The organism is Streptomyces sp. NPDC060198, from assembly GCF_042728415.1.
Classification (GTDB): Bacteria; Actinomycetota; Actinomycetes; order Streptomycetales; family Streptomycetaceae; genus Streptomyces.
This window is the reverse complement of sequence record NZ_JBHWZJ010000364.1, coordinates 1-6,961: the sequence shown is the minus strand read 5'-3', so window position 1 is coordinate 6,961 and position 6,961 is coordinate 1. Positions and strand designations below refer to the sequence as shown.

General features: G+C 70.9%; 4 protein-coding genes. 2 read left to right on the top strand and 2 right to left on the bottom strand.

The window, feature by feature from the left end; translation table 11 throughout:
• Positions 1-2,138, bottom strand: a 2,138-nt coding sequence (gene katG / locus ACFWEP_RS29280) for a catalase/peroxidase HPI (RefSeq protein ID WP_387374473.1), incomplete at its 3' end; no start/stop codon positions are given.
• Between the two features lie 379 nt (positions 2,139-2,517).
• Here katG and ACFWEP_RS29275 point away from each other — a divergent pair.
• A complete protein-coding gene (locus tag ACFWEP_RS29275; protein ID WP_387374471.1) occupies positions 2,518-2,928 on the top strand; it encodes a Fur family transcriptional regulator in 411 nt (136 codons plus the stop codon).
• A gap of 322 nt (positions 2,929-3,250) precedes the next feature.
• On the opposite strand, the gene ACFWEP_RS29270 is transcribed toward ACFWEP_RS29275, so the two are convergent.
• Positions 3,251-4,456 carry a metallophosphoesterase gene (locus tag ACFWEP_RS29270; RefSeq protein WP_387374469.1) on the bottom strand — a complete coding sequence of 402 codons (1,206 nt, stop codon included), beginning with the start codon at positions 4,454-4,456 and terminating at the stop codon, positions 3,251-3,253.
• A gap of 560 nt (positions 4,457-5,016) precedes the next feature.
• Here ACFWEP_RS29270 and ACFWEP_RS29265 point away from each other — a divergent pair.
• Entirely contained in the window at positions 5,017-6,855 is a 1,839-nt protein-coding gene (locus ACFWEP_RS29265) for an adenylyl cyclase (RefSeq protein ID WP_387374467.1), read from the top strand.
• Positions 6,856-6,961: the final 106 nt, after the last annotated feature.

Sequence of the window (6,961 nt, the reverse complement as noted above, 5' to 3'; positions counted from 1 at the left end):
GAGTTGGAGCCGAAGACCAGGTCGGCGCGCGTACCGGTCCACTTGACCCGGCCGGACACGTCGCGGGCCTCGAACTCGTCCTGCGCCGACGACGTCGACTTCCAGGTGATGCCCAGGTCGAGCAGGTTCACGAAGAAGTCGTTGGTCAGCGTGCCCGGCCGGTCGGTGAGGACACCGCGCTTCGATCCGCCGGTGTTGGCGCCCAGCACGCGCAGACCGCCGACCAGGACCGTGGTCTCCGGGGCGCTCAGCGTCAGCAGGTTGGCCCGGTCGAGGAGCAGGTACTCCGCGGGCAGGCGGCTGCCCTTGCCGGTGTAGTTGCGGAAGCCGTCGTGCGCGGGCTCCAGCGCGGCGAAGGACTCGACGTCCGTCTGCTCCTGGGTGGCGTCCACACGACCCGCGGTGAAGGGCACCTCCACCTGGACGCCGGCGTCCTTGGCCGCCTGCTCGACGGCTGCGCCGCCCGCGAGAACGATGAGGTCGGCCAGCGAGACCTGCTTGCCTCCCTTGGCGTTGAAGGACTCCCGCACACCTTCCAGGACACGCAGGACCTGCGCCAGCTCGTCCGGGTCGTTCGCTTCCCAGCCGCGCTGCGGCTCCAGACGGACCCGGGCACCGTTGGCGCCGCCGCGCTTGTCGCTGCCGCGGAAGGACGAGGCCGAGGCCCAGGCGGCCGAGACCAGCTGCGCCACCGTCAGGTCCGTGGCGAGTACCAGCTCCTTGAGCGAGGCGATCTCCGCGGAGTCCAGCGGCTCACCGGTGCGGGCGGGCAGCGGGTCCTGCCACAGCAGCACCTCGGAGGGCACCTCGGGCCCCAGGTAGCGCTGGATCGGGCCCATGTCGCGGTGCGTCAGCTTGTACCAGGCGCGCGCGAAGGCGTCCGCGAACTCCTCCGGGTTCTCGTGGAAGCGGCGCGAGATCTGCTCGTAGGCCGGGTCGAAGCGCAGCGACAGGTCGGTGGTGAGCATCTGCGGCTTCTGCTTCTTCGACGCGTCGTGCGCGTGCGGGATGGTCGCCTCGGCGTCCTTGGCGATCCACTGGTGCGCGCCGGCCGGGGACTTGGTCAGCTCGTACTCGTAGGCGAAGAGGTTGTGGAAGAACTCGTTGCCCCACGTGGTCGGGGTGCTGGTCCAGGTCACCTCCAGACCGCTGGTGATGGCGTCCCCGCCCTTGCCCGTCTTGTAGGTGCTGCGCCAGCCGAGGCCCTGCTCCTCCAGCGGGGCGCCCTCGGGGTCCGCGCCGACGTTCTCGGCCGGACCCGCGCCGTGCGTCTTGCCGAAGGTGTGGCCACCGGCGATGAGGGCGACCGTCTCCTCGTCGTTCATCGCCATCCGGCGGAAGGTCTCGCGGATGTCGCGGGCGGCCGCGATCGGGTCCGGGTTGCCGTTGGGGCCCTCGGGGTTGACGTAGATCAGGCCCATCTGGACCGCGCCGAGCGGGTTCTCCAGCTCGCGGTCGCCGGTGTAGCGCTCGTCGTCGAGCCAGGTGGTCTCCGGGCCCCAGTAGACGTCCTCCTCCGACTCCCAGACGTCCTCGCGGCCACCGGCGAAGCCGAAGGTCTTGAAGCCCATGGTCTCCAGGGCGACGTTGCCGGTGAGGATCAGCAGGTCGGCCCAGGACAGCGCCTGGCCGTACTTCTTCTTGACCGGCCACAGCAGGCGGCGGGCCTTGTCGAGGTTGCCGTTGTCCGGCCAGCTGTTCAGCGGGGCGAAGCGCTGCTGGCCGGCGCCCGCGCCACCGCGGCCGTCACTGATGCGGTACGTGCCGGCGCTGTGCCAGGCCATCCGGATCATCAGCGGCCCGTAGTTGCCGAAGTCGGCCGGCCACCAGTCCTGCGAGGTGGTGAGCACCTCGGCGATGTCCCGCTTCACCGCGGGCAGGTCGAGTCCGCCGAACGCGGCCGCGTAGTCGAAGTCCGCGCCGAGCGGGTTCGCCACGGCGGGGTTCTTGGCGAGGATCTTCAGATTGAGGCGGTCCGGCCACCACTGGCGGTTTCCGCCGCCCTGGGTGGGGTGCGGCGCCCGGCCGTGCGCCACGGGGCAGCCGGCTGCCTGAGCCTCGGGCACCTCGGGAATGGCCGTCTCGGGCGAGTCCGGAACGACGGGATCGAAGACGTGCGACTCGGGGTTCTCGGTCATGGGAAGTCCTTCCGGACCCGGTGGGTCGTGGGGCGCTGAACGGGGGAGGAGGATTCGGGCGGTGCAGAAAGGGCACTCCGGGTGCCAGGGTCTCGTCGCGCGCCGCCCGATCGCCTCACGGGCCACCGGACCTGACGGTCCCTGGCGGTGCGACGAAGGGGGCGTCCGACCAGCACCTGATGCTCGACCGGCGGTGCCCCGTCACGTGTCTCTGCTGCCGTACCGGAGTCTTCCTGTCTCTTGGATGTCGCCGGAATAGATCCTACGATGGACTTCGTCCAAGTCAAGAAGTGCGTTAGAGCCATATCGGTCGGGGCGTGGTGTCGTCGGACTCGTTCCGGGCGGCTCGTACCCCGCGAAGCGGAGCAGGTGAGACGGGATGAGCGACCTCCTTCAGCGGCTGCGGGACCGTGACTGGCGGTTGACCTCGCAGCGGCGTGTCGTCGCGGAGGTCCTCGACGGCGATCACGTGCACCTTACGGCGGACGAGGTGCACCTGCGGGCCGCCGCGCGACTGCCCGAGATCTCCCGTGCGACCGTCTACAACACCCTGGGGGAACTCGTCGCGCTCGGCGAGGTGCTGGAGGTCTCCACCGTCGGCAGGGCCAAGCGCTACGACCCGAACGCGCACCGCCCCCACCAGCACCTGGTGTGCTCCGGCTGCGGCACGGTCCGCGACGTCCACCCGGCCGGCGACGCCCTCGGTGACCTGCCCGAGAGCGAGCGGTTCGGGTTCGCCGTCGGTTCGGTGGAGATCACCTACCGCGGCCTGTGCCCGGCCTGCGTCTGACCGCGACGGGTTCCACGCGCTCGGCGCAACCACCTGAACCCGGATCACCTCGCACCTCGTTGATCGGCCCCCGGCGGGTCCCCTGTCCGCCGAACGGCGAAGCCCGGCTGTGACTCGGCGCGCCAAGGTGGGCGGAGGCTGAACGCCGAGCTCGGCGCCCGGGGCGGTCGGGTGGGGGCACGCCCCGCGGTTCGGCGGTGCTCCTGTCCCGTACCCGGAAGGTCTTCATCGGGGAGTGGACGAAGCGCAGGGGTACTGCCCTCCGGCCGGCGCTCCCGGGAGCCCGCGCCAGGACACCCGGGAGCGCCCGCAGGAGCAGGCCCTACCGCGGGGAACGGAGCACGAGCAGGGTGATCTCGCTGGGTGCGAAGATGCGAAAGGGCGGGCCCCAGAAACCGGTGCCGCGGCTGGTGTAGAGGAGGGTCCGGGTTCCGTGGCGGCTGAGTCCGGCGAGGGCCGGCTGGTCGAGGCGGACCAGGTGGTGGAATGGCCAGATCTGGCCCCCGTGGGTGTGGCCGGAGAGCTGGAGGTCGACGCCGTGGGCCGCCGCCCGGTCGATGAACTTGGGCTGGTGGGCGAGGAGGAGGACGGGGAGTTCGGGGTCGGCGCCCTGGAGGGCTCCGGCGAGGTGGGCCCGGTGCCCCGCCAGCCCGGAGGACTCCGCGGTGACGTCGTCGACGCCGGCGACCACGAGGGTGTCACCGCCGCGTTCGAGCAGCAGATGGCGGTTGCGCAGCGGCTCCCAGCCGAGTTCGTCCATCAGGTCGACCCAGCCCTGGGCCTCGCTGTAGTACTCATGGTTGCCGGTGACGTAGACGCGGGCCCGAGTCGCCCGCACGGTGCCGAGCGGGGCGGCCTGGGCGCGACGGCGCTCGGCCGTGCCGTCCGCGATGTCGCCGGTGTGGCAGACCAGGTCGGCTTCCAGGGTGTTCACCGTCTCGCACACCCGCTCGGACCAGCGGGCGCGGTCGAGGGGGCCGTAGTGGGTGTCGGTGATCAGTGCGACGCGGGTCCCGTCCAGCCCGGCCCCCAGTCGGGGGAGCCGTACGTCGAGTCGGCGTACACGGGGCACGCGCCGGGCCTCGGCGTACCCCCAGGCGAGCAGCACGGCGGCTGTTCCGAGGACGGCCCAGGTGACGGTGCGCGCCCGGTCCTGTCCGTCACCGACCCCGGCCACGGCCAGGGTGGGCCGCAGCAGGACGCCGAACAGAACCGACCAGGTGAACAGGACCCAGATGCTGCCCAGCAGCGTGTCACCGACGATGGCCGCCCGGTCCCGCTGGCGCCGGCCGTGGCCGCGCACCATCGCGAGCGGCATACCGACCAGGCCGAGGACGAACAGTGCGGTGCCGATGAACGTGACGGGGGACGGCCAGTGCTGCCCGGCGTGCAGGAGAACCCAGCACGGCACCGCCCACAGCAGGACGGGGGCGGTCAGAGGGACCCAGCGCATCAGTCGCCCCAGTCGGCTCGGTGGTGCTTTCGGCGCTTCACCGGCGGCGGATCGGGTGTCGCTCTTCTCGGTCATGCTTCCCCTCCTGAGGTTCCGTCCGGCGGATCGTGCCGTACCGGAGACGGGCGGTGGCCGCGGCGCGGTCGTCGCACCGCCCGTACGCCTGCGGCCCCGGCACGATCCGCCGCCCGTGTCCTGATTCCGCTCCGGCCCCAACTGCCGGAGGTTCCCTGAGAGCTCATTGTCCGCCGCCGCGGAAAGAGCCGTCGTCCAGGCTCCGGTAAGTCCGTCTCGGACCGTTCGCCAGCTCGGACCACGGGCTCGTGCGAGTGGTCCCGCGGTGACGCCCGTGCAGGACGGATCACGCCGGGTGCTCGGTTCAGCACCGGAGGACCGGGGTCGGCCGGCCCGGGCAACCGTCGGTCCCGTTCCTCGGGTTCAGGGGCCGTGGGTGGAATCGTGCGCTTCTCACGGCTTCGTCCGGTCGACGTGCGGGCCTTCAAATCCCCCTTGGTGCAAGCGCATTGACGCTCCACATGCGCGGTGATTCACTTCGTGGCTGAGAGAGCGCTCTCAGAGATCTGGGGCCCGGTGACGGCCCCGTCCATTCACGCCATGCAGGGAGAGCCGTGTCCATGATTCCCTCTCGCCGTAGTGTGCTGCGCGGGGCAGCCGCTGCCGCTGCCTCGGTCCCGCTGATCAGCGGAGTCGCTTCGGCACCGGCGTTCGCGTCGGCCGCGGACTCCGACAAGCACGGCTCCGGCCACGCCTTCGACGAGCACCGAACCGGCCACGCCTCCTCCGCGCTCGGCCCGAACGTCCTGGTCTTCGACCCGTCCATGAGCGACGCCTCGATCCAGGCCGAGGTCGACGCCGTGTTCGCCATCCAGGAGTCCAACCAGTTCGGCGACGAGCGCTTCGCCCTGGCATTCAAGCCGGGCACCTACACCGTCGACATCAACGTCGGCTTCTACACGCACGTCCTCGGCCTCGGCGCGAGCCCCTCCGACGTGGTGATCAACGGTCATGTCACCGTCGATGCACAGTGGTTCGACGGAAACGGCACCCAGAACTTCTGGCGGGCCGCGGAGAACCTGACCATCGTGCCGCCGGACGGGCTGGAGCGCTGGGCGGTTTCCCAGGCGGCCCCGATGCGCCGCGTTCACATCAAGGGGAACATGACCCTGATGCCGAGCCCGCCCGGCAACCAGTGGTCCAGCGGCGGCTTCCTGGTCGACAGCAAGGTGGACGGACAGGTCGATTCCGGCTCCCAGCAGCAGTGGCTGTCGCGCAACGACACCTTCGGCAGCTGGACCGGCTCCAACTGGAACATGGTGTTCGTCGGTACCGAGGGCGCCCCCGCCCAGTCCTTCCCGGCCCCGCCGATGACCACCATCGACCGCACCCCCGTGGTGCGGGAGAAGCCTTTCCTCACCGTGGACCGCCACGGCTCCTACCAGGTCTTCGTGCCCGCACTGCGCTCCAACAGCACCGGTACGACCTGGGAACACGGTCAGGCCCGTGGGCACAGCATCCCGCTGTCGCGGTTCCACGTGGCCCAGCCGGGCGACTCGGCCGCCGAGATCAACCAGGCCCTCGCCCACGGCAAGAACCTCCTGTTCACGCCGGGCATCTACGACATCTCCGCGCCGCTTCGGGTCAACCGCGCCGGCACCGTGGTGCTCGGCCTCGGCCTGACCACCCTGCGCTCCACCCGCGGCAACACCGTGATCGAGGTCGCCGACGTCGCCGGTGTCACCCTCGCCGGGCTGCTGGTCGAGGCGGCCTCCAAGCACACGCCGGTGCTGGTACGCGTCGGCAAGGGCCGGAGCCGGCTGCGGCACAAGGCCGACCCGACCGTGCTGTTCGACATCGTCGCCCGCATCGGCGGTGCGATCGCCGGCGGCGCGGGTGTCAGCGTCCAGGTCGACAGCAACGACGTGATCTGCGACCACCTCTGGCTCTGGCGCGCCGACCACGGTCTCGACGGCACCGTCGGCTGGACGGTCAACCCCGCCGACACCGGCATCGTGGTGGACGGCGACCACGTCACCGTGTACGGGCTCTTCGTCGAGCACTACCAGAAGTACGAGGTGGTGTGGCAGGGCGAACACGGCCGCACCTACTTCTTCCAGAACGAGCACCCCTACGACGTGCCCACGCAGTCGGCCTGGCGCCACGGCTCCGCCCTCGGGTACGCCGCCTACAAGGTCGCTGACAACGTGCGCGAGCACCACGCCTGGGGCCTGGGCAGCTACTGCTTCTTCAACCTCGGCGCGAACATCTACACCGACGCCGCCTACGAGGTCCCGAACACCCCCGGCGTCGTCTTCACCGACCTGATGACGGTCTGCCTCAACGACGCGGCCGGCGGCGGAATCCTGCACTGCATCGACAAGGCGGGCGACCCGGTACAGAACGGCTTCGGGACGTACTTCATGAAGTCCTACTCCAACGGGGTCGTCGGAGCCTGATGCCGGTGCACGGCGACGGCGGCGGGGCCCGGTGGTCACCACCGGGCCGAGCGTGAGCGGGTGACGTCAAGCGGGGTGTGCGGGTGGCGCGGCGGTCGTACGGACC